The 25,935-nt window shown below is 71.3% G+C and carries 24 protein-coding genes; 13 read left to right on the top strand and 11 right to left on the bottom strand.

The features are described 5' to 3' along the window. Positions 1-21: 21 nt before the first annotated feature. Both QLQ12_RS17900 and QLQ12_RS17895 read left to right on the top strand, forming a co-directional pair. Entirely contained in the window at positions 22-666 is a 645-nt protein-coding gene (locus QLQ12_RS17900; protein ID WP_282761294.1) for a response regulator, read from the top strand. A gap of 71 nt (positions 667-737) precedes the next feature. Then, complete coding sequence (locus QLQ12_RS17895; RefSeq protein ID WP_282761293.1) at positions 738-2,939, top strand: MMPL family transporter; 2,202 nt, start codon at positions 738-740, stop codon at positions 2,937-2,939. Here the strand turns inward: QLQ12_RS17895 and QLQ12_RS17890 are convergent. Further along, positions 2,923-3,294, bottom strand: a complete 372-nt coding sequence (locus tag QLQ12_RS17890; RefSeq protein ID WP_282761292.1) for a fluoride efflux transporter FluC — start codon at positions 3,292-3,294, stop codon at positions 2,923-2,925. The two genes, QLQ12_RS17895 and QLQ12_RS17890, sit on opposite strands and share 17 nt — an antisense overlap. Further along, a complete protein-coding gene (locus QLQ12_RS17885) occupies positions 3,291-3,635 on the bottom strand; it encodes a fluoride efflux transporter FluC (protein WP_282761291.1) in 345 nt (114 codons plus the stop codon). The genes QLQ12_RS17890 and QLQ12_RS17885 overlap by 4 nt, the downstream gene beginning before the upstream one ends. Positions 3,636-3,966: 331 nt before the next feature. Here QLQ12_RS17885 and QLQ12_RS17880 point away from each other — a divergent pair, with 331 nt between their 5' ends. Together QLQ12_RS17880 and QLQ12_RS17875 are read left to right on the top strand one after the other, a co-directional pair. Further along, positions 3,967-4,794 (top strand): hypothetical protein, encoded by an 828-nt coding sequence (locus QLQ12_RS17880; protein WP_282761532.1) that lies wholly within the window; start codon positions 3,967-3,969, stop codon positions 4,792-4,794. Then, a complete protein-coding gene (locus QLQ12_RS17875; protein ID WP_282761289.1) occupies positions 4,794-6,518 on the top strand; it encodes a class I SAM-dependent methyltransferase in 1,725 nt (574 codons plus the stop codon). The genes QLQ12_RS17880 and QLQ12_RS17875 overlap by 1 nt, the downstream gene beginning before the upstream one ends. Before the next feature lie 65 nt (positions 6,519-6,583). On the opposite strand, the gene pseI is transcribed toward QLQ12_RS17875, so the two are convergent. From pseI to QLQ12_RS17855, 4 genes are all read right to left on the bottom strand, one after another. Next, positions 6,584-7,600: a pseudaminic acid synthase gene (gene pseI, locus QLQ12_RS17870; protein ID WP_282761287.1), complete on the bottom strand. Its 1,017-nt coding sequence runs from the start codon at positions 7,598-7,600 to the stop codon at positions 6,584-6,586. Beyond that, positions 7,597-8,046: a GNAT family N-acetyltransferase gene (locus QLQ12_RS17865; protein WP_282761285.1), complete on the bottom strand. Its 450-nt coding sequence runs from the start codon at positions 8,044-8,046 to the stop codon at positions 7,597-7,599. The genes pseI and QLQ12_RS17865 overlap by 4 nt, the downstream gene beginning before the upstream one ends. Before the next feature lie 4 nt (positions 8,047-8,050). After that, on the bottom strand, positions 8,051-9,112 hold the full coding sequence (locus QLQ12_RS17860; protein WP_282761283.1) for a glycosyltransferase family 2 protein: 1,062 nt from the start codon (positions 9,110-9,112) through the stop codon (positions 8,051-8,053). A 74-nt stretch (positions 9,113-9,186) separates the two neighbouring features. Beyond that, positions 9,187-11,502, bottom strand: coding sequence for a putative bifunctional diguanylate cyclase/phosphodiesterase (locus QLQ12_RS17855; protein ID WP_282761281.1), 2,316 nt, complete (start codon positions 11,500-11,502; stop codon positions 9,187-9,189). Positions 11,503-11,629: 127 nt separating this feature from the next. On the opposite strand from QLQ12_RS17855, the gene QLQ12_RS17850 reads away from it, so the two are divergent. Continuing rightward, a complete protein-coding gene (locus tag QLQ12_RS17850) occupies positions 11,630-13,282 on the top strand; it encodes an APC family permease (RefSeq protein WP_282761279.1) in 1,653 nt (550 codons plus the stop codon). Positions 13,283-13,317: 35 nt separating this feature from the next. On the opposite strand, the gene QLQ12_RS17845 is transcribed toward QLQ12_RS17850, so the two are convergent. After that, complete coding sequence (locus QLQ12_RS17845; RefSeq protein WP_282761278.1) at positions 13,318-13,821, bottom strand: hypothetical protein; 504 nt, start codon at positions 13,819-13,821, stop codon at positions 13,318-13,320. Between the two features lie 234 nt (positions 13,822-14,055). On the opposite strand from QLQ12_RS17845, the gene QLQ12_RS17840 reads away from it, so the two are divergent. The 6 genes from QLQ12_RS17840 (at position 14,056) to QLQ12_RS17815 (ending at position 20,477) form a co-directional block, all read left to right on the top strand. After that, positions 14,056-15,633: an alpha/beta hydrolase gene (locus QLQ12_RS17840; RefSeq protein WP_282761277.1), complete on the top strand. Its 1,578-nt coding sequence runs from the start codon at positions 14,056-14,058 to the stop codon at positions 15,631-15,633. Between the two features lie 246 nt (positions 15,634-15,879). After that, complete coding sequence (locus tag QLQ12_RS17835) at positions 15,880-16,467, top strand: TMEM165/GDT1 family protein (protein WP_282761275.1); 588 nt, start codon at positions 15,880-15,882, stop codon at positions 16,465-16,467. Positions 16,468-16,477: 10 nt separating this feature from the next. Continuing rightward, positions 16,478-17,419, top strand: coding sequence for a cyclase family protein (locus tag QLQ12_RS17830; protein ID WP_282761273.1), 942 nt, complete (start codon positions 16,478-16,480; stop codon positions 17,417-17,419). Then, on the top strand, positions 17,416-18,633 hold the full coding sequence (locus QLQ12_RS17825; RefSeq protein WP_282761271.1) for a tetratricopeptide repeat protein: 1,218 nt from the start codon (positions 17,416-17,418) through the stop codon (positions 18,631-18,633). The genes QLQ12_RS17830 and QLQ12_RS17825 overlap by 4 nt, the downstream gene beginning before the upstream one ends. A gap of 344 nt (positions 18,634-18,977) precedes the next feature. Further along, positions 18,978-19,712, top strand: coding sequence for a tetratricopeptide repeat protein (locus QLQ12_RS17820; RefSeq protein ID WP_282761269.1), 735 nt, complete (start codon positions 18,978-18,980; stop codon positions 19,710-19,712). Positions 19,713-19,754: 42 nt separating this feature from the next. Beyond that, the gene (locus QLQ12_RS17815; RefSeq protein WP_282761268.1) at positions 19,755-20,477 is read left to right on the top strand and encodes a LamG-like jellyroll fold domain-containing protein; all 723 of its coding nucleotides are present in this window, start codon (positions 19,755-19,757) and stop codon (positions 20,475-20,477) included. Here the strand turns inward: QLQ12_RS17815 and QLQ12_RS17810 are convergent. Then, positions 20,467-21,330 (bottom strand): glycoside hydrolase family 18 protein, encoded by an 864-nt coding sequence (locus QLQ12_RS17810; RefSeq protein ID WP_282761267.1) that lies wholly within the window; start codon positions 21,328-21,330, stop codon positions 20,467-20,469. The genes QLQ12_RS17815 and QLQ12_RS17810 overlap by 11 nt on opposite strands. A gap of 36 nt (positions 21,331-21,366) precedes the next feature. Beyond that, entirely contained in the window at positions 21,367-21,612 is a 246-nt protein-coding gene (locus QLQ12_RS17805; RefSeq protein ID WP_282761266.1) for a hypothetical protein, read from the bottom strand. Between the two features lie 125 nt (positions 21,613-21,737). Between QLQ12_RS17805 and QLQ12_RS17800 the strand changes: the two genes are divergently transcribed. Next, a complete protein-coding gene (locus QLQ12_RS17800; RefSeq protein WP_282761264.1) occupies positions 21,738-22,847 on the top strand; it encodes an NHL repeat-containing protein in 1,110 nt (369 codons plus the stop codon). A 51-nt stretch (positions 22,848-22,898) separates the two neighbouring features. Here the strand turns inward: QLQ12_RS17800 and QLQ12_RS17795 are convergent, their stop codons facing one another. Both QLQ12_RS17795 and QLQ12_RS17790 read right to left on the bottom strand, forming a co-directional pair. Then, positions 22,899-23,561: a DedA family protein gene (locus QLQ12_RS17795; protein WP_282761263.1), complete on the bottom strand. Its 663-nt coding sequence runs from the start codon at positions 23,559-23,561 to the stop codon at positions 22,899-22,901. A 138-nt stretch (positions 23,562-23,699) separates the two neighbouring features. Beyond that, positions 23,700-24,473: a SigB/SigF/SigG family RNA polymerase sigma factor gene (locus tag QLQ12_RS17790; protein WP_282761531.1), complete on the bottom strand. Its 774-nt coding sequence runs from the start codon at positions 24,471-24,473 to the stop codon at positions 23,700-23,702. Positions 24,474-24,830: 357 nt separating this feature from the next. Between QLQ12_RS17790 and QLQ12_RS17785 the strand changes: the two genes are divergently transcribed. After that, positions 24,831-25,253, top strand: coding sequence for an ATP-binding protein (locus tag QLQ12_RS17785; RefSeq protein WP_282761262.1), 423 nt, complete (start codon positions 24,831-24,833; stop codon positions 25,251-25,253). The last annotated feature ends 682 nt before the right edge of the window (positions 25,254-25,935 follow it).

Here is a 25,935-nt window from a genome sequence, read left to right as displayed (position 1 = left end):
CGGGTCTGACAGCATGGCCGCATGCGGGTGGTCATTGCCGATGATGCGGTGCTGTTGCGGGAGGGCCTGATCCGGCTCGTCGAGGAGAACGGTCACACCGTCGTCTCGGCGGTCGGGGACGGGCCCTCGCTGGTCGAGGCGATCAAGGAACATCGTCCGGACGTCTCCATCGTGGACGTCCGGATGCCGCCGTCGCACACCGACGAGGGCCTGCGCGCCGCCGTCGAGGCCCGGGCCGCGGTGCCGGGCAGCCCGATCCTCGTGCTCTCCCAGTACGTCGAGGTCTCGTACGCCGACGATCTTCTGGCCGACCGCCGTGGGGCGGTCGGCTACCTGCTCAAGGACCGGGTCTCGCTGGTCGCCGAGTTCCTCGACGGGCTCGCCCGGGTCGCCGAGGGCGGCACCGTGCTCGATCCCGAGGTGGTCGCCCAGTTGCTGGTGCGGCGCCGGCGCGATGATCCGCTGCGCAGCCTGACCCCGCGAGAGCGGGAGGTCCTGACGCTGATGGCGGAGGGCATGTCCAACGCCGCGATCGGCCGCAAGATGGTGGTCACCGACGGCGCGGTGGAGAAGCACGTCCGCAACATCTTCACGAAACTCGGCCTGCACCAGGACGATGAGCAGCATCGGCGGGTGCTGGCAGTGCTGGCCTACCTCCAGGCGTAGGGCTAGCACTACCCCGGACCGGGGTGGTCGCCGTATCGATCGGCCACTTCGGACTCCATAGCGTTTCTCTCATGGAGAACAGGGACAACATCAAGGGCATCGCGGCTCGTGTCGCGATGTGGAGCGCGCGCCACCGGGCGCTCGCGATATTCGGCTGGATCGCGTTCGTCGTCGCCACCGTCGTCCTCAGCGGCGCGCTCGGCACCCAGAACGCGAACGAGGCGGAGGCCGGGCACGGCGACTCCGGCAAGGCCGACCGGATCGTCGGGGCGGCCGGCTTCCCGGAGCAGCCGGCCGGCGAGATGGTGCTGATCCAGAACCGTTCCGGGTCCGGCCGGGTGACCGCTGCGGAGGAGGTCACCCGGGCTCTCGGGGCGGTGTCGGGTGTGACCGGCATCCAGGACCCGATCGACTCGCCGGACGGCCGGTCCACGCTCATCACCTTCGAGATCGCCGGTGACCCGGAGACCGCGGGGGACCGCGTCGGGCCCGCGATGGACGCGGTGGCCCGGGTGCAGGCCGCCCACCCCGACCTCTACATCGCCGAGGCCGGCGGCGCGAGCGGTGACAAGCTGATCGGCGACGAGCTGGAGTCCGGCCTGACCAGGCTCTCGATGCTCTCCATCCCGGTGACCCTGGGCATCCTGCTGGTGGCGTTCGGCGCGGTGGTCGCGTCACTGCTCCCCGTCGCTCTGGCGATCATGTCGGTGGTCGCCGCGATCGGCCTCATGGCCGCGGCCAGCCGATTCGCGCCCGCCGTCGACGAGACCACCCACGTCATGCTGTTGATCGGGCTGGCGGTCGGCGTCGACTACTGCCTCTTCTACATTCGGCGCGAGCGCGACGAGCGGCGCGCCGGCGCCGACCCGCACCGGGCATTGATGATCGCGGCGCAGACCTCGGGCCGGTCGATCTGGATCTCCGGGCTGACCGTCATCGTGGCCATGGCCGGCATGTTCTTCACTCAGGACGTCACCTTCGTCAGCTTCGCCACCGGCACCATCCTGGTGGTGGCCACCGCGGTGCTCGGCTCGCTGACCGTGCTGCCCGCCCTGCTCTCGGCGCTGGGCGACCGGGTCGACGCCATCAAGATCCCCGGCCTCTACCGGAAGAAGGGTGACGGCCGGGTCTGGAACGCGCTGCTCCGGGTCGTACTCGCCAAGCCGTTGATCTCCGCGACGGTCGCGGTCGCCGCGCTCGCCGTGATCGCCTATCCCGCGCTCGATCTGAAGACCAAGGGCCAGGCCATCCAGGACGTCTCCGCGGACGCGCCGGTGGTCAAGGCCTTCGTCGCCATCGGCGAGGCGTTCCCCAGCAAGACCACCCCGGCTCAGATCGTGATCAAGGACGGGTCGGTCAAGACGCCGGCGTTCGAGAAGGCCCTGGCCGACTTCCAGGTCGCGGCGCGTGACAGTGGCGGCAAGCTGGTCGAGCCGGTCGACGTCGACATCAACCCGGCCGGGACCGTGGCGGTGGTCTCGGTGGGCCTGGCCGGCAAGGAGAGCGACAGCGCGGCCATCGACGCACTGAACCTGCTGCGCGACCGGGTGGTGCCGGACACGTTCGGCCGGCTCGACGGCGCCACGGCGCTGGTCAGCGGTTCCACCGCGGGCGGGGTCGACTACAACGAGCAACTGGAGAAGACGCTGCCCATGGTGTTCGCCTTCGTCCTCGGGCTGGCGTTCATCCTGCTGCTGGTCTCGTTCCGGTCGGTGGTCGTCGCGATCACCGGCCTGGTGCTGAACCTGCTCTCGGTCGCTGCCTGCTACGGCATGCTGGTCTTCGTCTTCCAGTGGGGCAACTTCGAGGAGCAGCTGAACTTCGTCTCCGGCGGCGGCATCACCAACTGGATGCCGATGTTCCTCTTCGTCATCCTGTTCGGCCTGTCGATGGACTACCACGTCTTCGTGGTGAGCCGGATCCGTGAGGGCCACGACCGCGGGCTGCCGATCCGGGAGGCGGTCAGCGAGGGCATCGGCCGGACCGCCGGCGTGATCACCAGCGCCGCCGTGGTGATGGTCGCCGTGTTCGCGCTCTTCGCCACGCTGCCGCTGACCGCCACCAAGGAACTGGGCGTCGGCCTGGCCGCGGCGGTCCTGCTGGACGCCACCATCATCCGGGCGGTTCTGCTGCCCTCGGTGATGGCGCTGCTCGGCCGGGCCAACTGGTGGCTGCCGAAGTGGCTGGGCTGGCTGCCGGAGATCGCGCACGAGCCGCCGGCGCAGGCCGTGCCGGCCGGTCAGGGTGAGCGGGAACTCACCCCGGTGAGCTGACCACCGTCTGAGCGAGGGCGCCGCCGATCACGGCGGCGCCCATTCCGGCAGTGATGCTGAGCAGCGCGTACCCGGCGGCGACGGCGATCTCCCCGCGCCGCGACAGCGTGAGGATCTCCCAGCTGAACGTCGAGTACGTGGTGAGCGCCCCGCAGAACCCGGTGCCGAGCAGCGCCACGGCGCCCGGGGTGAGCGGCAGCCCGAGCACGAGTCCCAGCACGAACGATCCGGCCACGTTGACGGCGAGCGTCCCCCACGGGAAGCCCGCCCCGTAACGCGCCTGGAAGTACCGGTCGGTCAGGTAACGCAGGGGCGCCCCGACCGCCGCGCCGAGCGCCACCAGCAGGGCCGTCACCGGGCTGCCAGGCTTCCGGCCAGGACCGCGAGCAGGGCGCCGATCAGGGTGGCCGCCAGATAGGCCGGCCCGGCCTGGGAGACCTCCACGATCGCGGTGGAGAAGGTGGTGTAACCGCCGAGGAAGCCGGTGCCGAGCAGGAGGCGGGGCAGCCTTCGCCGCACCCGGGTGTGGAGCACGCCGATCAGGAAACAGCCGGACACGTTGATCAACCACGTGGACCAGGGGAACCCACCGGGGGTGTACGGCCAGGCGGCGGCGATGCCGTAGCGCGTGAGAGCGCCGAGCACGCCTCCGGCGGCGACGGCGGTCAGAGCGGCGCGGTCCACGTCGAGATCCATCACGGGGGACGTTAGCCGACCGAGGGCCGGGCGGCCGGGGGGACGTGGCGGCGTCCACCCCGGCCGGTTCCGGGTGCTCCTGCTGGGGAGCGGGCCCCGTGGGTCCACTGTAGATCAACATGGCGAATCCGCCATCGGCGCCCGGCCCGGAACGCTTGTCTGAATTCTCGGAGACGGGGTGGTGAGCCGGTGATTGCCGGTCGGCGTCCGGGGTCCGGCGAGCCGGTGAACCGTGGCGACAAAAGCCCATAAAGACTGCTGAAGAGGACGCGCCTTACCGTAAGAAAGTGCTGATAACGTGCGGCCTCGCACGCGGATGGAGCGGGAGACGATGCACCACGCCAATCACCACTACGGGCACTCGCACATCCTGGCCCGCTACTGCGGGCTGCCGGATCCGCGGCATCCTCCCCGGATCCAGGGATACCTTCAGCACGGCTGGAACATCGGGGACGGGCTCGCGCCCGGCACGCCGTACGTCTCCGGCAGCCGGCTGCTGGTCTGGTCCGAGGAGACCCGGCGCCGCTCCTGGTCACAGGGTCGGCGCAACGTGGTCGTGGTGGGCGCCCCGTTCGCCTATCTCGTCGCGATGACACCACCGCCCGGACAGCCCGGCGACGGCACCATCTTCTACCCCTTCCACGGCTGGGAGGGGCAGCAGGTCCACGGCGACCACCAGCGTCTCATCGACGAGGTGCGGGCGACCGAGACCGGCCCGATCACCGCCTGCCTCTACTGGAACGAGTACCAGATGCGGTCGGTCCGCGACCTCTACGAGAAGGCGGGATTCCGGGTCATCTGCCACGGGTACCGGGGGTTCTGGTGGCAGGACCACAACCGTGACTTCCTGGTGAGCCAGCTCGCCGAGCTGCGACGGCACCGCCGGGTGGTGTCCAACCGGCTGTGCAGCGCCATCTGGTACGGCCTGGTGGCCGGCCGGGAGGCCGCGGTCTACGGCGACCCGATGGTGCTCGACAACGCCGACCCGACCTTCGGCGGCGAACCCCGTCTGCACCGTCAGTGGCCTGAGCTCTACGGCCAGGAGACCGACTTCGCCACCTGCCATCGACTCGCCCGGGCCCAACTGGGCGCCGATGAACTGGCCGGTCCCGAGGAGCTGCGCATGCTGCTGGGCTGGCCCAAGGAAGGGTACGTGTGATGCCGGACCGCCCGGACATGGCCGCGGCTCTCGCCGCTGCGCCCCTGACCAACCTGTTCCGGGTCGGCGGCGAGATGTTCGCCTGGAGCGACGAGCTCGACGGCCGGAGGAACGCGCTGCTCACCCATCTGATCGTCGCGCTGGCGGGCCCCGGCCGTACCGTCCTGGTGGCCGGGCCGCACCCGGACCACCTGGTGGCCGCGCTCGCCGCCGGCGGGGCCGAGGTGACCTGGCTGCTGCGCTCGCTCGGCGACGCGGAGCGGGCGGCCCGCCGCCATCCCACGATCACCGTGCGGGCCGGCGCCTTCGGCAAGATCGACCTGACCGCGGGGTACGACCTGGTGGTCGCCGCCGACGGCATCCACCGTCTCAACTCGGCCGAGGGTGACCAGGTTCCAGCCGGTGAGCTGATCGACCGGCTGGCGAGCGCGGTACGCCCGGACGGCGCCCTGGTCCTGATGCACGACAACCTGCTCGGCGCGCACCACACCGTCCGCCTCGACCCGGGCCGCCGTCTCCGCGACGACGCCGCCTGGTACCCCGCGGACGAGCCGTCGGCCGGCAATCCGGCCGCCCGTGCCCAGCTCACCGCACGGCTGGCCGATGCCGGGCTGGTGGTGGACGTCGCGTACGCCGCCTTCCCGGAACCCACCGCGCCCGCCGTGCTGATCGGCGGTGACGCCCTCGGTGACGTCACGTCGCCGCTGCGGCCGTGGCTGCGGACCGTGCTGACGCAGGCCTATACGACCGCTTTCCGGGGCCGCGCGGTCGTCAGCGATCCGCGCCGGCTGATCAGCCGTGCGTTGCGGGCCGGCGCGGAGGACACCGTGGCCGGCGGCTGGCTGGTCGTCGCGCACGCGCCCGGTGACGCCCCGGCGGCCCGCACGGAGCGGCACGACGTGCTGGTCGGTGACGTCAACGGCGCCTTCACCTGGACGGTGACCGCCGATGGGCCGAAGGTGCTGGTGCCGCATGAGAGCCCGCTGGAGCGGGACGGCCTGCGCCGGCTGGACGTGCCGGCAGACCCGGCCGCGGGCGCCCTCGTGCTGGAGGACCGGCTGCTCGAGCTCTGTGCCGCCGCCGATGTGCGGAGTCTGCGGCGGGAGATCTCACAGTACGAGTCCTGGCTGTCCGCCCAGGCTCGCGACGGCCTGGTCGGCGGTCCCGCCGCGCTGGCCGACCTGTCCAGCCTGGTGATCACTCCGGCCGGGTGCGCGGTGCTGGCCGCCCGGTGGGAGCCGGTCGAGCCGGTGCCCGTGGCCGTCGCCCTGGCCCGGGGACTGTGGCAGTTCGCGGTCCGGCTGATCACCTGGGCCCGGCCGCATCCGTGGCCGATCACCGCGAGCGCCGCCGACCTGGCCGCGATCCTGGTCGGCATGGCCGGCCGCAGTCTGGCCGACGGGGAGCTGCGGGCCGCCGTCGACCTGCAGATGCTGATCGACACCGCCGAGTTCGGTCTCAGCCCGTCCGAGCGGCAGGCGTACCGGCTCGAACTGCTGGCGGTGCAGCCGGGCACGGCTCCGGTCGACGTGGCCGGGTACCGCGAGTTGATCGAGGCGCTCTGGCGGCAGCGTTACCAGGCCAGTCATCTGCTGGCGATGATGGAGTGGACCGAGCGGATCATCGAGTCCCGCGACGCGGCGCTCAGCCGGATGGACTGGGAACTGCAACTGCTGCGCCGCGGCTGGGGTGGCCGCGGCCTGATGCTGGCGAAACGCGCGTAACAGATGGTCGGGAAAGGTGTCTGGGGCGGCGGGCCGAGAGCCTGCCGCCCCTCATGCGTCGACGCTCAGATCAGATCCCAGGTCAGCGGCGTGCCCTTGGCGGCGTCCGAGGTGAAGACCCGGCCCAGCACGGTCCCGATCTGGTCGGGCTCCAGGCCGCCGGTCGGCCGGATCGAGCGCACGTTCTCCTCGGTGACCGGGTCACCGGCGCGCACGTCGCTGACCACGTAGAGGGAGCGCCGGAACCGCAGGCTCTCCTTCTCCGCCGCGGTCGGCCCGATCGCCGTGGTGCCCAGCGCCTGCCAGGCCCGCTCCGACTCGGTGACCAGCAGTCTCAGCTCGGCCTGGTCCAGTGAGAAGGCCGAGTCGACGCCGCCGTCGGCCCGGTCCAGCGTGAAATGCTTCTCGATCAGTACGGCGCCGTAGGCCACCGCGGCGATCGGCACCCCGATGCCCATCGTGTGGTCGCTCAGGCCGATCGGCAGGTTCAGCGCCTCGGCCAGCACCGGGATGCGCCGCAGGTTGGTCTCCTCCGGCGGGGCCGGGTAGGAGGCGGTGCAACTGAGCACGGTGACGTCGGTGGCGCCGGCGCTCTGGGCGGCCTCGACCGCGGCGGTGATCTCCCGGAGCGTGGCCATGCCGGTGGAGATGATGATCGGCTTGCCGGTGGAGGCGGCGAGCCGGATCAGCGGCAGATCGGTGATCTCCGACGACGCGATCTTGTACATCGGCGCGTCCAGTTTCTCCAGCAGCTCCACCGCGGTCCGGTCGAACGGGCTGGAGAACGCCGTGATGCCCCGCTCGCGGGCCCGCTCGAAGATCGGGGCGTGCCAGTCCCACGGGGTGTGCGCCCGCTCGAAGAGCTGGTAGAGGTAGTCGCCGCCCCATAGATCGTGGCTGGCCGAGATCTGGAACCGCGGGTGCTTGACGTCCACGGTCATCGTGTCCGCGGTGTACGTCTGGATCTTGATGGCGTCGGCGCCGGCCTCGGCCGCGGCGTCCACCAGCCGCAGGGCCCGGTCCAGGGAACCGTTGTGGTTGCCCGACATCTCCGCCACGATGTACGGCTTCTCGCTGCTCATCTGCTTCTCTCCGTCCAGACGACCGTCTTCGGCACACCGTCGACGAGTCGTTCGTATCTGCGCGTCTCGCGGAAACCGAATCGCCGGTGCAACGCGAGGACCTGCTTGTTGTCGGCGAGCGTCTCGCCACCGAGCGTCTCGAGGCCGAGCGTGCCGAACGCGTACTCGACGGCCTCGGACTCCAGCCGCATCCAGGCCGTCAGAAGACGCCGGCCGAGCCCTTCGACATCGAGGTAGAACGACCAGGTGGAGCCATTGAAGATCACCACCCCGGCCGGTACGCCGTCGTCCTCATAGATGAGCACGCCGGAGCTGCGCCGGGCCCACCATGCGGCGTGCTCGGCGGGATCGATCTCGTGCGTGGTCAGGCTGACGGCACGCACCGACGGATGGTTGCGCCAGGGGAGGACCAGGTCACGGTCGGAGTCACGGGCGGGACGAAGCACGCCGTCAACGTAGGGACGCGGTCTGGACCCGCTGTGGCGGTGCGGGGATGTCCGGTGAAACCACAGGTGTCCGTTGGGTGGACCGGCGCCGCAGTCCGGCGACCCGGTAGCCGGTGCGGAGGGCGGCGTACATCGCATAGCTGTTCGCCGCGACCAGGCGGTGCTTCAGGCCGGGCGTGCCGGCCGGCGGCAGATATCCGGCCGGGCGGTGCCGCCGGTACAGCCCGGCGATCTCACGGAAGAACGCGCGCCGGCGGCGCGGGTGGACCCGGCTCTCGTTGCCGGCGATCACCAGCAGGTGGCTGATCATCAGGGTGAATACGCGGACTCGCAGCGCGGGATCGGCGCCGGCGCCGGCGAGCCAGGCATAGAAGCGGTCCCACTGGGCGAACGCCTCGAAATGCCGGTCGCTGCGGGTCGCGGTGATCGCGCCGAAGCGGCCGACGCGGTAGTGGTAGCAGACCCGGTTCAGGACATCCACGCGTTCCGCGGCGATCAGCACCGGATTGCTGAAGGGGACGTCCTCGTACCAGCCGGCGGGGAACCGCAGGTCGTGCTTGGCGAGGAAGTCGCACCGCATGATCCGGTTCCATGCGGTGTGCTGCACGCCGAGCAGGCGCTCCAGATCGGGTGACCCGGCCAGCAGCGGCGAACTCGGGTCGGTCTGCAGGCGCCCGCTCTCGTGCACGCGCAGGTGGTCGACGAGGAGCACGTCGGGCTTGGTCTCGTGGAGACGGTCCAGCACGGCCCGGACCGAGCCGGCGGGCAGCCAGTCGTCACTGTCGACGAACCACACGTACCGGCCGCGGGCCTCGGCCAGGCCCGCGTTACGGGCCGGTCCCAGGCCCACGTTGCCGCTCAGGTGGATGACGCGCAGATCGCCGTGCCGCGCGGCGTAGCTGTCCAGCATCGTGCCGCACGCGTCCGGCGAGGCGTCGTCGACGGCGATGACCTCCACCGACGCGTTCTCCTCACCGGTCAGCCCGGCGCGGATCGACTCGAGGCACTGGTAGAGGTAGCCCTCTACCCCATAGACCGGCACCACGACGGTCAGCACGACATCCATGCGGCAACCGTCGGCCCCCTATGTGACGTCGAGGGGAACCGCAGTTGTCGGGGAGCTACATCACAGGCGCACACTCAGGATCTCGGGAACAGCAGCTCCTGCATCGCCTCGGACGTCAACGGCTCGGCGAAGTAATAACCCTGCCCCAGCTCGCAGTTGCCCCCGGTCAGCTCGCTGAGCTGCCCGGCGTCCTCGATCCCCTCGGCGACCGTGGACAGTTGCAGTGCCTGGCCGAGCTGGATGATCCCGAGTGTCAGCGCCGCGGCCGCCGGGACGTCGCCCACGTCGTCCACGAAGGACTTGTCGATCTTGATGATGTCCACTGGGAACCGGCGCAGATAGGCCAGCGACGAATATCCCGTGCCGAAGTCGTCGATCGCCAGCCGTACTCCCAGAGCCTTGATCGCCTCCAGGCGCCCGAGAGTCTCCTGCCGGTGGTCCACCAGCAGCGACTCGGTCAGCTCGATGATCAGGCAGCGGGCCGGCAGCCCGCTGTCCGCCAGCGCCTTGCCCACCACCTCCGGCAGGTCCGGACGGTCCAGCTGCACCGCCGACAGGTTCACGCTCACCGACAACGGTGACGCCGGATCCCGCTGCGCGTTCCACTGGGCCGCCTCGCGACAGGCCTCACGCAGCACCCACTCGCCGATCGGGACGATCATCCCGGTCTCCTCGGCCAGCGGGATGAAGTCCAGCGGCGGGATCATGCCCCGCTCCGGGTGCTGCCACCGGACCAGCGCCTCCAACCCGGAGATCTCCCCGGTCCGCAGCCGCACGATCGGCTGGAAGCGCAGCTCGAACTCGTGCCGCAGCACGGCCCGGCGCAGATCGGCCTCCATCTCCAGGTGCCTCTGGAAGGACTCGCGCATCACCGGCTCGAAGACCGCGTACTGGTCCTTGCCCTTCTTCTTGGCCTCGAACATCGCCAGGTCGGCGCGGACCAGCAGCTCTTGGGCGTCGTGGACCCCGCTCTCGCCGTAGGCGACCCCGACGCTGCACGTCACGAACGTCTCCCGGCCGTCCAGGTCGAACGGCTCACGCATCGCGGTCACGATCCGCCGGGCCACCGGCACCGCCGCCTCCACCGAGCCGGCCTCCGGCAGCAGCACGGCGAACTCGTCACCGCCCAGCCGGGCCGCGGTGTCGTCGGTACGCAGGCAATCCCGGAGCCGGTCGGCGACCAGGGCGAGCAGTCGGTCGCCGGCGGTGTGACCGAGCGCGTCGTTGATCAGCTTGAACCGGTCCAGGCCGATCAGCAGCGCGGCGGCGCCGGAGGAACGGGCCGGACCGAGCGCGTTCTCCATCCGGGTGACGAAGAGCGAACGGCTGGCCAGGCCGGTCAGCGCGTCGTGGAACGAGGCGTTCATCTCGCGCAGCGTCCGGGCGTCGGTGACGGCCAGGCTCGCGTGGTCGGCGAAGGCCAGCAGCATCTCCTGGGCGGCCTTGTCCCACTCCCGCGGCTCGTTGTACGACCCGGCGAACATGGCCCCGACCACCACGCCGTTCTCGTGCACCGGCACGGCCATCACGCTCTTGAGCTGGGAGCGGACCAACTCGGGCACGGCGATCGGCGACGCGGCGTAGTCTTCCACGCCGACCAGTTCGTCGCCCATGATCGCCAGTCCCACGACGCCGAGCGCCGCGATCGGGATCCGCTGCATCCGCTCGACGCAGTCGTCCGGGATGCCCGCGCCGGCGACCAGGCTCATCCGGCCGGGGTCGTCGTTCTCCAGCACGGTCAGCCCGGCTACGTCGACGCCCAGCAGGTCGGCGGCGCCGGTGGCCACCCGGTCCAGGATCGCGCGCAGCGGCTCCCGGCAGGCGATCGACCGCTGCACCGTGCTGAGCTCGTCGAACAGCCGCTGCCGGCGCTGCAGCGAGTCGATCAGCCGGTTGTTCTCCTCGGCCTGCTTGCGCTCCGCGTCGACCAGATGCAGCGCCTGCAGGCTCAGCTCCAGCACCCGGGCCATGCCGCGGAGCAGGCAGATCTCCTCATCGGTGAACTCGCCCGGCTGAGGACGGCCCTCGTCGTGGGGAAATTCGCCCGCGCGGCGGTTGTCGTCCTGGGTGTCGTCGCTCGCCCGGCGGCCGAGGATCAGCATGCCGGAGGAGGAGCCGCCGAGCGGGGCGACCGCGAGCGAGTAGCAGACGCCGTCGGCGCGCAGCGTGACCGGACGGCTCACGTGGTATCCGGCGGTGAGGGCGTAGAGCGAGATCTCCCCGGGCGGCGGCCCGACGGCGGCGGCGACGCCCCCGTCGACCGTGAGCACCGCGAAGTCGGCCCCGAGCGCGCGGGACGCGCACTCCACGGCGGCGAGCTGCGCGGCAGCTTCGTCGGGCCGGTCCGCTACGACGGAGAGGAACTCCGTCAGTTGCTGAGTGGCTAGCACGTGGTTGCAGTCGGCCTGTATTCCGCTCAGTTGAGGGAAACGCGCAAGCCGTTCGCGGTTAGTGCCAATCTGGTCACGAACGGTCAGTGCGCCGACACGTACGGTTGTCAAAGCTGATCGAGTGCGCATGAATAGATCCGTGGAGATCTCCGAGGAGGATCTATCGCCGGGGCTGGCACCCGGCCGGGTCGGCGCCGCCTCGATCGGCCTCCTCGGCCTGGCCGCCGCCGCCCCTGTCGTCACCCTGGTCACCGTCGTCCCCGCCGTCCTCGCCGACGGCGCCGGCCCACTCGTCCCCTGGTCGTTCGCCGGAGTCGGGCTTCTGCTGCTCCTGTTCTGCGCCGGGCAGGCGGCGACGGCCCGGCGATCGCCCAGCGCCGGCGCGGCATATTCCCAGGTCACCCGAGGTCTCGGCCGCCCGTCCGGCCTGGTCGCCGCCTGGCTCGCGATCGCCGGCTACCACGCGATCCAGTTCGGTCTCTACACGCTCGCCGGCCTGGTCGCGGCGCCGCTGTTGAGCAGCTTCGCCGGACTGACCGCGCCGTGGTGGGCGGTCGCCGCGGCCTGCTGGGCGATCGTCGCGATCTGCGGCACGATGCGGATCGAGGTCGCCGCCGGATTGATCGGCCTGTTCGCCGTCGCCCAGGCGGCCGTGCTCGCCGGCCTCGGCGCCGCCAACGTGCTGCAACCGTTCGGCGGGCGGATCACCGGCGACTCCATCCTGATCACCGACCGGGCCGTCCTCGACCGCCCGGCGCTCGGGCTGCTGCTCACCGTCGCCGTGCTGACCTTCGCGGGCTTCGAGTCCACCGCCGCCTACGCGGAGGAGGGCTTCCAGCCGCGCCGCAGCGCCGGCTTCGGCGGTTACGGGGCCGTCCTGCTGATCGCGCTGCTGCTCGGCGGCGTGTCCTGGACGATGATCGTCGCGGCCGGGCCCGACCGGGCCGCGACGATCGCCGGTGCCCGCGGCCCCGAGTTGATCTTCGACCTGGCCGCCGAGCGGCTCGCGCCGTGGGCCGTGACGCTGGGCCGTTTCGTCCTGCTCGCCGGCGTGGTCGCGGCGATCCTGGCAGTGCATCACGCGATCGCCCGCTACCTTTTCGCGCTCGGCCGGGAGCGGGTGCTCCCGGCCGTGCTCGGCAGCGCCCGCCGCCGGACCGCCGCTCCGCGAGCCGCCTCGATGACCCAGTCGCTGATCGCGGGTGCCGCCCTCGCCGGCGCCTACGCGGCCGGCGCCGGCCCCGGTCCGCGGACCGCCCGGTGGCTGATCGTCGGCGGCGCCCTCAGCATCCTGGTGGTGCTGCTGCTCGCTGCCCTCGCCGCGCTGCTGCACCTGAATCGGGTGCCCGGCCCCGAAGGTGTCTGGGGCCGGTTCCTCGCGCCCGTTCCGTCCACTGTGTCTCTGGCCAGCGTGGCCTTCCTGGCGGTCCGTGACCTGCCGGCGCTGCTCGACATGCCCTCCGGATATCCGCTGGTCCGGGCCATCCCGGCGGCCCTGCTGGCATGTGTCCTGCTGGCGGTGGCGCACGCTCTGCTGCTGCGCCGGTTCCGGCCGGTCCGCTACGCCGGCATCGGCCTCGCCGGAACCCCGGTCGTGATCACCCCGATGGCCGCGCCCAGCCCGCCCACCTCGCCCGCGACGCCGGCCTCCCCGCCCTCGCCGGCTTCGCACGTCTCGCATGCCGAGCCTCTGAAGATCCCACGACAGCGGGACCCGGGCGCCCATCGTCCCGAGCGGGTCGATCCGAGGCAGCCGGCGATCCGGAGACGCAGCATCTAGGGCCACGCCGCGGCGACGGGTGGTCGGCGGAGCACCTAGGCCGAGAAGAAGTCCTGGACCTGGGTGAGGGTCAGATAGCCCTGCGGTTCCAGCTCGCGCGGGATCGACGGCAGGGTCCTGGCCGTCACCGGGACCTCGTCGGCGTCCTCGGGCGGGGCCGACGGAGCCGGGGTCGGCGGCAGGTCGGGCAGAGCCATCGCCTCGCGGATCACCTCGAACATGGTGCGCACCTCGGTGGCCGCCAGTTGGAGCAGTTCGCCGCGGCCGGTGCCGGCCGGCGGGAGCGCGCAGGTGAAGTTGGCCCGGAGCTGGTCGTCGACGCGGCGGATGTCGGCGCTGGGGCGCAGGTGGTCGAGCCGGCCTTCGGTGACGATGCCGAGTTCGCAACCGCGGCAGCCGGACCCGTGCCACCACTGCCGCCAGCGTGGGTCCGCGTCCAGCGTCTGTACGGCGTGCTGCAGTGCCCGCAGGTAGTACCGAGGCTGCTGGCCGTCCCGAGTTGCCGTCCCCAGCCGTGGGTGGAGCCAGAACTCGTCCATGGTTCGCAATGGTCGCAAATCAGGCGGCTGTCGGCAGGGATTCCGGGGTGGCGCGTCTGAGTGGATTGCGGGGGCCCGCCAGACCGGAGTGATTCCGGACCCACAGGAGCACGGCCTGATTAGTCCCTTTATCCCAAAAAACCACCTTATGAGGTAGTGCTCCGGCGTGGGCGGGCGGCGGCCAGCCCGGAGCAACACAGCATATGGGGTTAAACGGACACAAGGGGCTGGGCAATGAGAAGACTCTGGGCTGCCGCGACCGCGGTTGCGCTCTGCACGGTCGGTGCCGCGGTCAGCGGGGCACAGGCCGAGACGGTGCGCGGTGGACCGGCGCCGATCGCATGGGGCGCGTGCACCGAGGGGACGCTGAGGTCGAGCGGCGCCGAGTGCGGACATGTCTCCGTGCCGTTGGACTACGCGAAACCGAACGGCACGAAGATCGAACTCGCCGTCTCGCGGGTCAAGGCCACCGTGCCCGCGGCCAAGCGCCAGGGCGTGATCCTGGTCAACCCAGGTGGGCCGGGCGGCTCCGGCCGGGCCATGGCCGCGCTCGGTCAGCACGTGCCGAAGCAGGCCGGCGCGGCGTACGACTGGATCGGCTTCGACCCGCGTGGCGTGGGCGCCAGCAAGCCCAGCCTGACCTGTGACGGTAAGTACGCCGGCTACAACCGCCCGCCGTACGTGCCGTCCACCCCGGAGATCGAGAAGGCCTGGCACGCGCGTACCACCGCCTATGCCGCCGCCTGCGCGAAGAACGGCGGCGCGCTGCTCGACCACATGCGCACCGAGGACTCGGTGCGCGACATCGACAGCATCCGCCAGGCCCTCGGCGTCGAGAAGATCAGCTTCTACGGCTTCTCGTACGGCAGCTACCTCGGCCAGGTCTACGCCACCCGCAACCCGGAGCGGGTGCACCGGATGGTCCTCGACGGTGTGGTCGACCCGGGCCGGGTCTGGTACCGCTCGAACCTCGACCAGGACATCGCCTTCGACCGGACGATCAAGGTCTACTTCGCCTGGATCGCCAAGTACGACGCGGTCTACCAGCTCGGCCGGACCGCGGCGGCCGTGGAGAAGACCTACTACCAGCAGCTCGCGGCGCTGGCGACGAAGCCTGCGGGGCCGATCGGGCCGGCCGAGCTGACCGACGTCTTCCTCCAGCCGGGCTACTACATCTTCGGCTGGGAGGAGACCGCGCGGGCCCTCTCGGCGTGGGTCCACCGCAAGGACCCCCTGCCGCTCAAGCGGCTCTACGACGAGAACCACCCGCAGACCGCGGGCTCGGACAACGGCTACGCCGTCTACCTGGCGGTCCAGTGCACCGACGCCCCGTGGCCGGCCAGTTGGAAGAAGTGGGCCCGGGACAACTGGCGGGTGCACAAGAAGGCGCCCTTCGAGACCTGGGGCAACGCCTGGTACAACGCGCCGTGCCGGCACTGGGCCGCGGACGCCGGTCTCCCGGTCGAGGTGGACGGCGCCAAGGTTCCGCCGATCCTGCTGATCAGCGAGACCCTGGACGCGGCGACCCCGTACTCCGGGGCGCTGGAGGCCCGCCGCCGCTTCCCGCGGTCGGTCCTGCTGGAGGGCATCGGCGGCACCACGCACGCGGGCTCGCTCTTCGGCAACGCCTGCGTCGACAACACGATCGCCGACTACCTGGCCACCGGCGTGCTGCCCGGCCGGGTCAAGGCGGACCGGTCCGACAAGCAGTGTGAGCCGATCGCCAACCCCACCCCGCTGACGGTGTCGGCCAAGAAGGCCGGTTCCCTGGCCGAGCGGCGTCTCCTGCAGCGGGCCGTTCTCGGCCGCTAGACGAGCGGATGGCCCGGTGGCGTACGCCACCGGGCCGCTGACCAGCACGTGAGCTATGCTCGGTCCCGCGAAGGGGAGTAGCTCCCAATGTCGCGGTCGACATACTGATCCCGGTCCGCCGGGCTCCGGCCGCGCGGCCCTGGCACTCAAGGGCGAGCGAGACCTTCGACCAGGGCCGTTATTCGTTACGGCCGGGTCGAGGTCGCCCTGTGCCCTTCAGCCCGGTCGTGATCACCGGGAGTTTTCGTGCAAGGTTTCCTCGCCGCGCTGGGCATCAGCTTCGCGGTCATCTTCGTCGCCGAGCTGGGCGACAAGTCACAGCTCATGGCGATGACGTTCGCCACCCGCTTCAAGACGCTGCCGGTGCTGATCGGCATCACCGTCGCCACCGCCGTGGTGCACCTGGTGTCGGTCGGCATCGGTTACGGCCTCGGCGAGGCCCTCCCGACCGGCTGGATCTCACTGATCGCCGGCGTCGCCTTCCTCGGTTTCGGCGCGTGGACGCTGCGCGGCGATCACCTCACCGACGAGGAGAAAGGCAAGGCCGAGCGCTCCACCGGCTCGGCGGTCCTCGCCGTGGGCGGCGCGTTCTTCCTGGCCGAGCTGGGTGACAAGACCATGCTGGCGACGATCACCCTGGCCACCCAGCACGGATGGTTCGGTGTCTGGGTCGGCTCGACCATCGGTATGGTCGCCGCGGACGCTCTGGCCATTCTCGTCGGCCGATACCTCGGGCGGCATCTACCGGAAAGGGTCATCAAGTACGGAGCCGCCGCACTCTTCGCTATCTTCGGCATCTGGTTGATCGCCGAAGGCGTGATCGAACTGCGATAGGGGAGCCGCTGTGCTGGATTACCGGGCCGAGTTCGACGCCGAGGTCGCCTTCGACGGTGGGGGCGAACTGCGGGCGCGGGGCTTCCGCCTGAACATTCCGCACGCCGACGTCACCGACACCGAGATCACCGCGCTGCTCGTCGCCATGCTGGCTCCGCAGCGGGTCGAACGTGCCGAGGTCAGCGGCGTCCGGATCTTCGCCGAACCGCACTCGCCGGCCGGGGACCCCCAGGCCGGGCGGGTCCGGTTCGTCGAACTCAGCCACGTCATCACGGCCGGGATGGTGACCTACCCCGGTCTGCCGGCGCCCGAGATCACCCCGCACCTGACCCGGGACGCGTCCCGAGGCGTCTACGCGCCCGGCACCGAGTTCGCCATCGACCGGATCACCATGGTCGGCAACACCGGCACCTATCTGGACAGCCCGTTCCACCGTTACGCCGACGGCGCCGACCTGGCCGGGCTCCCGCTGGAACGGCTCGCCGGCCTGCCCGCCGTGGTGGTCCGCGCCGTCGGCGGCGAGCGTGGCGTCACCGCCGAGATGCTCGCCCACGTGGCCGTCGCCGGGCACGCGGTGCTGCTGCACACCGGCGGCGACCGGCACTGGGGCACGCCGGCCTACGGAGTGGACGCCCCCTACCTGACCAGCGACGGCGCCAAGCTGCTCGCCGACCGGGGCGCGGCCCTGGTCGGCATCGACGCGGTCAACATCGACGACGTCTCGCCGGCCGCCGCCGGCGAACGCCCGGTGCACAGCCTGCTGCTCGCGGCCGGCATCCCGGTCGTCGAACACCTCACCAACCTGCGGGAGCTGCCGCCGCTGGGCGCCTGTTTCACGGCCGCGCCGCCGCGGGTCGCCGGCTTCGGCACCTTCCCGGTCCGGGCCTTCGCCACCGTTCCCGCGGACGACCTCCCCGGTTCCGCGGGCGACCTCTCCCGCTGTGCCGGATGAGCCGCAACCTCGACCTGGCCCGGATCCAGCTCGGCCGCGGCGAGCCGGCGGCCGCCGCCGAACTGCTCGGACCGGTCCTCGCGGCCGACCCCGACGACGTCACCGCGCTGATCCTGATGACCCATGCCCAGCTCGCCCTGAAACGGCCCGAACTCGCCGACGAACTGGCCCGGCGCGCCGTCGAACACGCCCCGGAGTGGCCGGACGCGCTGGCCGCGCTCAGCCGGGTGCACACCGAACTGGGCCGGCACGATGAGGCGATCGCCGCCGCCCGGGCCGCGGCCGACCGGCAGCCGGAGAACCCGTACCGGTTCAACCGGCTGGCCTGGGCCATGCTGGAGGACGGCCGGCACCCGGTCGAAGCCGAACACGCGGCCCGCGAGGCGATCCGGCTGGACCCCGAGGAGGCCGACTTCCGGATCACCTACGCCATGGTGATGAAGCAGCTGAACCTCACCGATCGTGCCCGCCAGGCCCTGCGCGACGCCCTCGCCCTGGAGCCGGACAGCGCGGTCGCCCGGCACGAACTCGCGGCCCTCGACGTGGTCCACCACCACCCGTTCGCCCTGGGCCGCCTCGCCCGCGGCGCGTCCGGCCTGGTCGGCGCGCTCCGGGCGGACCCGCGCCAGGAGGCCAGCCGATTCCTGCTCGACCTGGCGTTGCGCCAGTTCCTGGTCTACACCGCGATCATCCTGGTCTTGCTCGCCTACCTGGGCTGGCGCACCGCCGGCGCCTCACCGGGCGCGGCCCGGGTCCTCGCCGCCGCCGCGGCACTGGTCCCGGCCGCCTACGCGGGGTACTTCCTGCGCCGTCTGGACCCGGGACTGCGCTCCTACCTGCGTGAACTGCTCACCCACGGCCGCCAGCGCATCGCCCTGGCGGCCGCCGCCGTCGCCGTGGTCCCGCTGCTTTTGGCGCTGGTGGCGCCCGCCGCCTGGCTTCCCGCCCTGCTCGGCACCGCCACCTTCGCCGGCTTCGCGGTGCGCCTGCTCACCGCTCCGGTCGACGAGCCCGGCGCGGGCGGTCACGGCCTCAGCAGCCACTCCCTGCTGCTGATGGCCGGAGTCTGCGCCGCCCTCGGCGTCGGCGTCGCCACCACCGACGCCCTCACCCCGGACTGGCGTGTCCCGGCGGCCGCGGCCGCCTTCACCGCCACCGCCGCCTGCCTCATCCTCATCGCCCGCCGCCGCCGGGCCACCCCGCGAACCCCGTGAACCCCACGCCTGTCGTACGGCCGCCCGCCGCCGGCCCGGCTGGTCATCGCCCCGTTGGCCGTCCGGGCGGTCTCGCGGGCGCTGAGTCAGCCGGATCGGCGAGCCGGTGAGGCGGGACTCCGCCCGAGAGGCGCGCCGGGGCCGGATGTGGCGCCCTCGTCGCGGGGATCGCCACGGTCACCGGTTCGTAGCCGTACCGTGAAAGAGATGTGAGCCGGACCGGTCCGCCCGGAAGGAGCCGGGAGAGTCGCGGGTGGTCCTTGCGAAACCGGGTGTCCTCAGAAACCGCGTGTCCCTGCCGAAGTGGACCGTGTGATCCCCACCCGTATCCCCGGAGCGGACCGATGACCGAACTCGCACCTTCCCCCGGCATGACCGCCACCGGTATGAACCCCGCCGGTGACGCCTCCGCCCGGGCCTTCGCGGACCCGACCGATCTCGCGGTGGCGCGGGCCGCCGCCCTGTTCGAGCACATGCAGCCGGAGCAGGCCGCCGAGATGCTGGCGCCGGTGCTGGCCGACCGCCCGGACTCGGCCGCGGGATGGATCCTGATGGCCCGCGTCCGGCTGGCCTTGGACCAGGTGGAACCGGCCCTGGAGGCGGCGAACCGGGCGGTCGATCTGACGCCGGAGGATCCGCGGCCGCCGGCGATCGCGAGCCGGGCGCTGACCCTGCTGGGCCGCCACGAGGAGGCGATGACCATGGCCTACCGGGCGGTGATCGTCGAGCCGAAGAACCCGCTCTGGCACGACCGGGTGGCGTGGGCGCTGATGGCCGCGGACCGGCAGCTCGGTGACGCCGAGCAGGCCGCCCGGACCGCGGTGGGACTGGACCCGAACGAGGCGCACTACTACTTCACGCACGGGGTGACGCTGGCCGCGCTCGGCCACGTGGACCAGGCCCGGCAGGCGCTGGAGACGTCGCTGCGGCTGGAGCCGGAGAACCCGGTGGCCCGGCACCGGCTGGACGTGCTGAACGGTGAGGCGCAGCCGGTGGCGGAGAAGAAGAAGCGCGGGTGGCGGTTGTTCGGGCGCAAGGACGAGGGCAGGTCGGTTCGCCCGGAGGAGTTCCGCCCCTGATCCCCTGAGTGGGCACAATACCGCACAAGTAATAATTTGGACATGCGATCAGGTTTGTCCGCTGCGGTTATCGCCCTCACGACCGTCCTCGGCGTTCCCTCGCCGGCTCGCGCAGGCGACCCGCCGGTCGTGGAGATGACCGCCCACTACGGCTTCAACGGGCGGTCCGGCAGCATCATCGACGAGTCCGGCAACGGGCACACCCTGCGGGTGCTCTCGTTTCAGGGCGGCCGGGTCCGCGCGGTCGCGCACGGTCCCGGCACCGCGCTCGCCTTCCCGGGCAAGTGCACCGACCGGGTCTGTCCGCACGTCGCCCTGCAGAGCGGCGACTCCGCCGACCTCAACCCGGGCACCAGGGACATCGCCTTCGGCGCCGACGTGCTGCTCGCCCCCGGGCAGACCAGCCAGGGGCAGAACGTGCTGCAGAAGGGTTACTCGACCACGAGCAGCCAGTACAAGCTCCAGATCGACGGCGCCGCCGGCCATCCCAGCTGCGTGCTGGTCGACGTGCGCCGGACCGCCATCCGGGTGGTCCGCAGCTCGGTCACCATCGCGGACGGCCGCTGGCACCGGGTGCGCTGCGAGCGGACCGGCACGCGCCTGGAGATCTACGTCGACGACCTGCCGCGCGGCCGCACCACGCTCCCGGCCGGCCTGAACGTCTCCAACGACCTGCCGCTGAGCATCGGGGCCAAGGGCGCCTACCGCGACAACGACCAGTTCAACGGTGTGCTCGACAACGTCTGGGTACGGATCAGCCGCTGAGCGCCGTCAGCAGGGCCGCGTCCGCGGTGTCGCCGGACAGTTCCCAGGCGAACAGGCCGCCGAGGCCGCGGTCCCGCGCGTACGCGACCTTCGCGGCGACCGTCTCCGGGGTGTCGTAGGACCACCACTGGGACCCGCACCGGGCGTACGCCGTCCCACCCACGGTCCCGGTCGGCGGGCAGCGGTCCGCCAGCAGCCGGTAGTCCTCCCGTTTCGGGGGAGCGCCGTCGGCCGTCGCCCCCGGCGCCGACCCGGTCACGCCGGTCCAGCCGCGCCCGTAGAAGCCCACCCCGAGCAGCAGCTTCGACGCCGGCACCCCCATGTCCAGCAGCGCGGTCACGGTCGCCCCGGTGTTCGCGGTCTCCCGCGGGATGCCCGGGTAGGCGCTCAACGGCGAATGCGGGGCGGTCGTGGAGCCGCCGGTGCCGAAGTAGTCGTAGGTCATCGCCCCCAGCCAGTCGGCGTGCCGGGCCGCCCCGGCGTAGTCACCGGCACGCAGCCTCGTCACGTCCCCGGGCACCGCGGCGGTGATCAGCGCGTCCGGGCCGAGCGCGGCACGCAACGCCCCGAGCAGCGCGGTCAGCGCACCGGGCCCGCTGGCGTCGCAGGTCAGGCCGCACGCGTTCGGGTACTCCCAGTCCACGTCGATGCCGTCGAACAGCCCGGCCCAGCGCGGATCGTCGAGCAGCGCCCGGCACGACGCGGCGAACCCGGCCGGATCCCGCGCCGCCTCGGTGAACCCGGCCGAGCCGCTCCAGCCGCCGAACGACCAGAGCAGCCGCAGCTCCGGGTGCCGGGCCTTGAGTCGCCGCAGCTGCCCGAAGTTGCCCTCGACGGCGGCGACACCGTCCACACTGTCCGCGGCGGCGATCGGCTTCCGGTGGGCGGCTCAGCCGTCACCGACGGCACACCTGCCCGCGGTGACCCGGCCGAACGCGTACTTCAGATGGGTGAGCCGGGCCGCCGCCCCGCCGGCCTCCAGGTCCTTCACCCGATAACCGCGCTCGTAGACCCCCCACTCGGTGAAGTACCCCGCCACCACCAGCTTCCGCGGCTCGGGGGCGGGTGGCGGCGACGGCGGCGAGCCGCACGCGGACAGGATCAGCAGCAGGGGCAACACCGGCCGGAGACGCATCGGCCCGAAGGTATCCGCTGCTCACCGCGGACAGCTCGCCGTTCCCCCGTTCGGGGTCGCCAACCGGCGCCCGGGAAACCGGACAAACGGCGCGACTTTCCCTCCTCGGGGAGAGTTGAGCCCACGTGCGTCTCCTCGTTCTGACCCTCCTCCTCGCCCTCACCGCCGCGGCGCCCGCTCAGGCCGTGGGCTCGGCCGTCCGGCTGGCCCCCACCTTCAACGGGACCGTCCACGCGGTCGCCTATCTGGGCAGCACGGTCTACGTCGGCGGATCGTTCACCAAGGCGAGCTGGGGTGGGCGCACCCATCCGAGGGCACGGCTGGCGGCGTTCGACGGGCGCACCGGGGCCCTGCTGAGCTGGGCGCCACCGGCCGACGGCACGGTGCGGGCACTGGCCGCGACACCAGGGGCGGTCTATGCGGCGGGCGCCTTCCACCGGGTGGCCGGGGAGAAACGGGACTCGATCGCACAGCTCAGCCCGGACACCGACACCGTCACCGAGTTCCAGCACGAGATCGCGGGCACTCCGTACGCCCTCGCCATCGGCAACGGCCGCCTCTACCTGGGTGGCAGCTTCACCACGGTAGGGGGCCGCAAGAAGCACAACCTCGCCGCGTTCTCGCTGGCCACCGGCCGGCTCGACACCGGCTGGCGGGCTTGGTCCGACGACCGGGTGCATTCCCTGGCGGTGGCCAACGGCCGGGTCTTCCTGGGCGGGGCCTTCAAAACGGTCAACACCGACACCGACGCGGTACGACTGGCGGCGGTGCACGGCAGAACCGGTGTGCTGGACCGCTACTTCCGCCCCAAGGTGACAGCCGAGGTCACCGCGGTGGCGGTCGACGCGAGCGGGGTCTACGTGGCGACCGGCGGACAGGGCGGCCGGGCGATCGCCTACACCTTCGACGGCACGGCCCGCTGGCAGCGCGTCTTCGACGGCGACGCGACGGCGATCACCACGATCGGCGGGGTCTCCTACGTCGGCGGGCACTTCGACCGGGTCTGCCTCACCGCCCGTAACGGGCCGCAGGGCACCTGCCTGGACGGCTCGGTGCCCCGGGTCAAACTGGCCGCGATCACCGGCGACGGCCGCCTCACCGACTGGAACCCGGAGGCCAACGGTGTGATCGGGGTCCGCGTCCTCAGCACCGACCCGGCCACCGGAGCCCTAGACGCGGGCGGCGACTTCACCATGATCGGCGGTCAGGTCCGGCCGAGGTTCGCCCGCTTCTGACAGAGCAGGGGGCGCGGGCCACTGACAGCCACCGCCTGAGAACCGCCGGGGTCAGGCCTGGGTCTCCTCGACCGCGGCCGCCTCACGTGCCCGGCGCCGCCGGATGTGCCGCACATGCAACGTCACGTAGGTCGCGATGATCAGCACGATGCCGCCGATGACCGGCCACTGGTACTTGTGGGCGTACCCCATGATCTTCACGATGTTGGCGCCCAAGTGGTAGGCGACCGTGCACCACACACCCACCCACAACGCCGCCCCGATCGCGTTGTAGAGCAGGAACGTCTTCCACGGCATCCGGGTGATGCCGGCGATCACGCCGTTGAGCTGCCGCAGGCCGTCGATGAACCGGGCCACCACGATGATCCGGTTGCCGCGCCGTGCGAAGAACTGCTCGGCACGCTCCAGCCGGGCCGGTGTCACGAAGATGTACTTCCCCCACCGGTCCACGATCTTGCGGCCACCGCGCAGGCCGATCCAGTAACCGATGTTGTCGCCGATGACCGCCGTCACGAACGAGATCAGCGCGACCAGGTAGATGTTCATCCGCCCGGCGCCGGCATAGAGGGACCCGGCCACCATGATGGTCTGGCCTGGTGCGGGGACGCCGAAGCTCTCCACCACGATCACGCCACCGATCGCCAGATAACCCCAGCGGTCAAGGATCGGGGCCACGGTGTGCAGGAACCCGGGAAGGTCGGCTGTAGGTGGCATCAGCTACACGGTAGCGGCAGCCGGTAGCGGCGATCACGCGGACCTGCGCCGCGCGGTTGATCAGACCTTTCGCCGACGTCCACACATGCGACAGCGGCGCCGCCCTGGGGCCGCGCCGCCGTGATGTGTCCGTGAAGATCAGATGGAGTCCGGCGCCAGCTGGCCGCGGAGCTTGGTCAGCGCCTTGGTGAGCAGGCGGGACACGTGCATCTGGGAGATGCCGATCTGGTCGGCGATCTGCGACTGGGTCAGGTTGCCGTAGAACCGCAGGGTCAGGATCTTCTGCTCCCGCTCGTCGAGGGTGGCCAGCGCCGGCCCGAGGGCGACACGGGTCTCGGCGATCTCGTACTCGTTGTCCTCGCCGCCGAGGGTGTCGCCGAGCTCGGTGGTGCCGTCGGCGCTGATCGGGGTGGACAGCGAGGTGGCGTTGTAGGCGCGGGCGCCCTCGAGCCCCTCCAACACCTCTTCCTCGGTGATCCCGATGTGCACGGCGATGTCGGCGACCGTCGGCGAGCGGCCGAGGCTGTGGGTGAGGGTGCTGTTGGCCTCGGTGATGGAGAGGCGCAGCTCCTGGAGGCGGCGGGGGACGCGGACCGACCAGGTGCGGTCGCGGAAGTGCCGCTTGATCTCGCCGATGATGGTCGGGATGGCGTAGCCGGCGAAGTCGACGCCGCGCTCGGGGTCGAATTTGTCGACGGCCTTGATGAGGCCGACGGTGGCGGTCTGGATCAGGTCGTCGGTGGGCTCGCCCCGGCCCGAGTAGCGGTGGGCGAGGTGGCGGGCGAGAGGCAGCCAGGCCTCGATCGCCCGGTCCCGCAGAGACGCCCGGGACGGGTGGCCGGCCGGCATGGCCGCCATCGCGGAGAGCAACTCGGCAGCGCTGTCCGCCGAAGCCTCGGCGCTGGCCTTCATCTTCGACGGCACTGCCGTCGAGGTCTGGGTCACGGTCATGTCGTGGTCCTCCCTGACACCTTTCCGGAGAGCCGGCCCCCTGGTGGGGGCCCGGGTCGGTCGGGCGTCCATATCCGTGGGGACAGCTTGAGAAACCGCTGTCCGAGCGCAGTTGGCCGTTCGGTTACGCAGACTCTATACGAGAGGCCGAGAGAACACTAGCCGAAAGTATGATGCCTTTAGCGGTACAAAACAGTCGAAACCTTGCGTGTGGTCGAACTTTCCCGTCACATACGCCAGCACACCGGCCCGATCGGGCGTGGACTGTGAGCCGCACCGCCCCTCTGCAATCTCCGCCGAAGTCGGCAAGATAGACGCATGACGTCGCCGCCCGCCCCGGTCCCGCACCCGGCGGCGACCGAGCTTCGCCGCTGGAGCCTTGACAGCGTCGGCGGTCTCCGTCTCCTACGCGCGGGCCTGCGCGAGGCCGCCGTCCGCACCCCGCTCGGCAGCGAGGACGGCCTGGACCGGCTCGCGGTCGTCGCCACCGAGCTGGCCACCAACGCTCTGCGGCACGGCCGGGCGCCCGCCCTCGTCCGGCTCCTCCAGGAACCGGGCGTCCTGATCATCGACGTCGCCGACCACGATCTCGCCGGTGAGCCCCTCTTCGATCAACAGAGGCCGGTCGGCCTCGGCGGCCTCGGCCTCCGTCTCGTCCGCACCTTCGCCAACGATCTCGGCTGGTACCGCACGGTCAGAACCAAACACATCTGGGCGAGATTCGATTTCGTACGGGATTAGCGGCTCCCGGCAGAAGCAAGCGACCCGTCCCGCCTCCACCGCGCGACGTCCGCCCGGACCGGGCCCGGCGACGTCCGCCCGGACCGGGCCCGGCGGCGACCGCCGGGCTGCGGCCCGGCACAGGACCGCAAGATCCCGCACCCGTTGTTCCGTGTTGCCGATGCGCCGGATGAGAGACATGTTCATTCCGTATCGACTCCGCTCCGCTTTGCCATTGGCCTCTTTCGGCTCGCCGGCACCACTCGCAACGGCAGTGCGATCGAGTGCGGGGGCCGATTTGGCGTTGCGCAGGGGACCGGGTAATGTTCTCCGAGCCGGCAGGGAAACGGGCGAGGCAAGCGGGTCGATCTTCACAGCGAGATCCGCAGCGGCCGTCCTGCCAAACCCCAACGAGCAGGTGCCACGAGCGATCGTGTACTGTTCTGCGGGACCCGAGCGATTCCAAAGCTCACCGAAACCGAGGCAACACCCCGGATTTGGCGAGACGGAATAGCGAAGGTAAAGTAGTGCGAGTGCCCCGGAGAACGGGCCGCGGAATGCGGAACGGTTTGATGGTGTGCGGTTGTTCTTTGAGAACTCAACAGGGTGCTTGATAAGCCAGTGCCAATTATGGCAATACCCCGGCTTGTCTTAACGGTAGTAATACTGTGGGCAGGTTAGGGATTCCTTTGGCAACATTTTT

The organism is Actinoplanes sandaracinus (assembly GCF_030009775.1).
Lineage (GTDB): Bacteria > Actinomycetota > Actinomycetes > Mycobacteriales > Micromonosporaceae > Actinoplanes > Actinoplanes sandaracinus.
Note: the sequence above shows the minus strand (reverse complement) of the source record. Positions and strands in the feature narration are given on the sequence as shown.

Coding starts and splice junctions, on each gene's coding strand:
- QLQ12_RS17900 (WP_282761294.1), top strand. CDS start 22: ATGCGGGTGGTCATTGCCGATGATGCGGTGCTGTTGCGGGAGGGCCTG.
- QLQ12_RS17895 (WP_282761293.1), top strand. CDS start 738: ATGGAGAACAGGGACAACATCAAGGGCATCGCGGCTCGTGTCGCGATG.
- QLQ12_RS17885 (WP_282761291.1), bottom strand. CDS start 3,635: ATGGATCTCGACGTGGACCGCGCCGCTCTGACCGCCGTCGCCGCCGGA.
- QLQ12_RS17880 (WP_282761532.1), top strand. CDS start 3,967: ATGCACCACGCCAATCACCACTACGGGCACTCGCACATCCTGGCCCGC.
- QLQ12_RS17875 (WP_282761289.1), top strand. CDS start 4,794: ATGCCGGACCGCCCGGACATGGCCGCGGCTCTCGCCGCTGCGCCCCTG.
- pseI (WP_282761287.1), bottom strand. CDS start 7,600: ATGAGCAGCGAGAAGCCGTACATCGTGGCGGAGATGTCGGGCAACCAC.
- QLQ12_RS17860 (WP_282761283.1), bottom strand. CDS start 9,112: ATGGATGTCGTGCTGACCGTCGTGGTGCCGGTCTATGGGGTAGAGGGC.
- QLQ12_RS17850 (WP_282761279.1), top strand. CDS start 11,630: ATGAATAGATCCGTGGAGATCTCCGAGGAGGATCTATCGCCGGGGCTG.
- QLQ12_RS17845 (WP_282761278.1), bottom strand. CDS start 13,821: ATGGACGAGTTCTGGCTCCACCCACGGCTGGGGACGGCAACTCGGGAC.
- QLQ12_RS17840 (WP_282761277.1), top strand. CDS start 14,056: ATGAGAAGACTCTGGGCTGCCGCGACCGCGGTTGCGCTCTGCACGGTC.
- QLQ12_RS17825 (WP_282761271.1), top strand. CDS start 17,416: ATGAGCCGCAACCTCGACCTGGCCCGGATCCAGCTCGGCCGCGGCGAG.
- QLQ12_RS17820 (WP_282761269.1), top strand. CDS start 18,978: ATGACCGAACTCGCACCTTCCCCCGGCATGACCGCCACCGGTATGAAC.
- QLQ12_RS17815 (WP_282761268.1), top strand. CDS start 19,755: ATGCGATCAGGTTTGTCCGCTGCGGTTATCGCCCTCACGACCGTCCTC.
- QLQ12_RS17805 (WP_282761266.1), bottom strand. CDS start 21,612: ATGCGTCTCCGGCCGGTGTTGCCCCTGCTGCTGATCCTGTCCGCGTGC.
- QLQ12_RS17795 (WP_282761263.1), bottom strand. CDS start 23,561: ATGCCACCTACAGCCGACCTTCCCGGGTTCCTGCACACCGTGGCCCCG.
- QLQ12_RS17790 (WP_282761531.1), bottom strand. CDS start 24,473: ATGAAGGCCAGCGCCGAGGCTTCGGCGGACAGCGCTGCCGAGTTGCTC.
- QLQ12_RS17785 (WP_282761262.1), top strand. CDS start 24,831: ATGACGTCGCCGCCCGCCCCGGTCCCGCACCCGGCGGCGACCGAGCTT.